General features: G+C 73.9%; 2 protein-coding genes. Both read right to left on the bottom strand.

Annotated elements, in window-relative coordinates; genetic code table 11:
* On the bottom strand, positions 1-447 hold a 447-nt coding region (locus tag ACTWQE_RS33910; protein WP_443332935.1), incomplete at its 3' end, for a PucR family transcriptional regulator ligand-binding domain-containing protein.
* A gap of 83 nt (positions 448-530) precedes the next feature.
* On the bottom strand, positions 531-2654 hold the full coding sequence (locus tag ACTWQE_RS33905; protein ID WP_443332936.1) for an ATP-binding protein: 2124 nt from the start codon (positions 2652-2654) through the stop codon (positions 531-533).
* Positions 2655-2978 lie beyond the last annotated feature (324 nt).

Below are 2978 nucleotides of genomic sequence, written 5' to 3'. Positions count from 1 at the left end.
CAACGCGGCACGGGTCAGTTCCCGCTGGACCTCGAAGCCCGCCGTCACGGCCCGGTACTGGTCCGCCGCTATGGCGGCGGAGACCGCCTTGCTGATCGCTATGAACGGGGTGCGGCGGGGCACCTCCAGCAGCGGGAAGCCCGCTTCCTCCGCGGCCCCCAGCAGGGCCCGCGGTATGTCCTCGTAGTTGACCCCGACGGCGAACCCGAGCCCCACGACACCGGCGCCCACGAGCCGCCGGACGTACCGGCGCATCGCCTCCTCGTCCTCGGCGTCGAGCTTCATGGCGGTGGTGAGGAGCAGCTCCCCGCCCTCCATGTACGGCACCGGATCGTCGAGTTCGCTCACATGCGCCCAGCGCACGGCGGTCTCCAGGCGCTCCTCTCCGGCGCGGACGCCCAGCTTGAGCGCGGAGTGGTGGACAAGAGAGGCGAGCGTGGGAGGCATGGCACCTTCAGGCGACGACTTCGCCGTCCCGTACGAACGGCTCATGTCGATTCTGCCTCAGCGGACGAATTCCCGGCACCGGGTCAGGCCCGCAGGTCCACCAGCAGCGGCGGGGCGTGATCACCGCGGACCGTGGTCAGCGACAGCACCGCGTGCCCCGCCGGCACCGAGTGGGCCAGCTCGGAGGCGGACCAGCGCTCCCGCTCCACCCTCCGTACGGTCACGGACTCGGCCGTCACGGCCCGCCCGGTGACGAGCCGCCGCACCGTGTGCACGAGCCGGGTGAACGGCTCGTCCGCGATGATCTGGCGGTTGGTGACATCGCGCGTCTCCACCCACTCCTTGCCCCACACCTCCGCGAACCGCGCCCCGTCCCAGGTCGTCACCCCGGCGAAAGCCATCCGGCAGCCGACCGCGCCGAGCGTCGCGGTCCTGAGCGCCTCGGGTACGTCCTCGAGGGTCCGCAGCGTCAGAACGGTCCCCGCATGGGCCGAGCGGAGCCGCTGGACACCTCGGAGGGACTCCGCGGTGATGGTGTGCGTGGCGTCGTCGAGAACGAGGCAGGCGAACAGCGACCGGTCCGCCCGTGCCGCCGCGCACTCGGTGAACTGGGCGAGCACCAGGCGGGCCAGCATCCTCGACGCCTCGGCGTGGCCCCGCTCCGGCAGATCGATACGGACCCGCAGCGGGTGTTCGAGGGAGCGCAGGGAGAACAGCCGGGCCCCACCGGCCGGGTCGAAGAACCCGGCGAAGGCGGGCCGGTCGAGCAGCGAGATCCGGTCGGCGAGCAGCGCCCCCACATCGCCCGGACGCTCCGACTGCCGCTCCCGGGCGTCGAGTTCCCGCAGCTGTGTGGCCTGCCCCGCGAGCGCGGTACGGAGCTCACCGAGCGCTTCCGGCGAACCGTCGAGCAGTTCCCTCAGCTCCGGCACCGACGGGAAGCGGCCGTGGACGGCGCGGTAGGGCCCGAGGAGCTGGGCGAGCGCGGTGGCGGCGCGGCGGATGTCCGCGGCGGGGTTCGTCGCGGCCAGGTCGCCGAGCAGCCCCTCGGCGAGGACACCGGCCGCCTCGTCGGGGTCGGTGGTGCCGCCGTAGAGATCGAGGTCGTACTCCGAGTCCGGCTGGCCGATCCTGATCACCACATCGAACGCGTCGTCGGGCGCGAGCCCGGCCCCCGCCGCCCCGACGGCCACGACCGCGGCCTGTCCGGCGAGCGCCTGAAGACACAGCGACTCCAGCACGGGCCGCACCACCTGGGCGGTCTTCCCGGAACCTGGCGGGCCGACGGCAAGCAGCGAGGTCCCCAGGAGCGCGGGGTCCAGGGCGAACCCGGTGCCCCGGTACCGGTACGGGTTGCGCAGATCGTCGACCGCGGCACCGATCCGCACCTGCCGGGCGAGAAGGTCATGACGGCCGATGCGGACCGGCAGGTCACGCCTGCCGGACGGGTGGGCACACGCAGCGGCCCCCTCGCGCCGCACGGTGTCGACGAAGGCCTCCAGCCGCCCCGGCCGCGCCCGTACGGACTGCCAGGCGCGATGGATCCGGGCGTGGTCCACATCGTTCATCCGCCCGGCACGGGCCTCCTCCGCGAGCCGGTCGGCGACGGCGGCCGCACCGGTTTCCCGCAGTTCGGGCCAGGCCGCCGGGTCGCTCTGCGGCCGCACGGGCTGCGGGGCGGAGGACTCGTCCCACACCCGGTGCAGCGCCCGCGCCCCGTAACGCCGCCAGATCTCGGGCAACCGGCCGAGCCGCCCGAAGACCACCACCAGCAGCAGCGCGAAGAGACCGTAGTAGATGTACGAGGCCCAGACGTACGCCATCTGCTCGCCGCCGGCCTCCCGCCAGGAGTCGGGGGTGAACAGGAACAGCGGCCACAGCCAGTAGCTGCCCAGATAGCCGTTCCAGCACAGGGACCAGAGAAGCCACCCGCAGAGGAACGCGATCAGGGCACCACTGACCAGCTGACGGCCGGGGGTCCGGTCCGGCTCCTCGGGGGGCTTGGGCCGGTGGGCGTACGTCCAGATGCCGGGCTCGGCCTCGGTCCGGGGGGTCCGCAGCCAGGTGAGGAACGCCTGGCCCGCCGCGGCTCCGCCGTCGCCCTGCGCAGGCGCTGATTGCGGCCGCGGCGGCACGACGGGCGCCGACTGCCGTGGCACTCGATGGGAACGCGTACCGCGCGAGTCGTGAGTGCCCTCGGTATCCATGTACTGCCCTCGTCCCCTCACCGACCCGGCCTGCTTGCGCACCGGCCCCAATCTAGTGCCCGGCCAGGGCAGTTCACGAGCGCCGCAAACCCGCGCACCGGCCGGACCGACGGGGGGAGCACCCAGGCCACCGGCGGAAGCCCCAAGAGGCGGCCTCCAGAGCCCCCGGAGGGAGGGCTCAGGCCCCGTCACCGGCACGAGCAACCGGAGCGGCCGGGGGCACAAGGGGCCCTGGGGGGCCACCGGACGGAGAGGCCCAGTGGACCGGGCCACCGGCGGAGGCCCAGCCGGAGCGGCCGGGGGCCACCGGCGGGAGGGGGCGGG

It is taken from the genome of Streptomyces sp. 8N706 (genome assembly GCF_052245415.1).
GTDB lineage: Bacteria > Actinomycetota > Actinomycetes > Streptomycetales > Streptomycetaceae > Streptomyces.
This window is presented reverse-complemented; position numbering and strand designations above follow the sequence as displayed.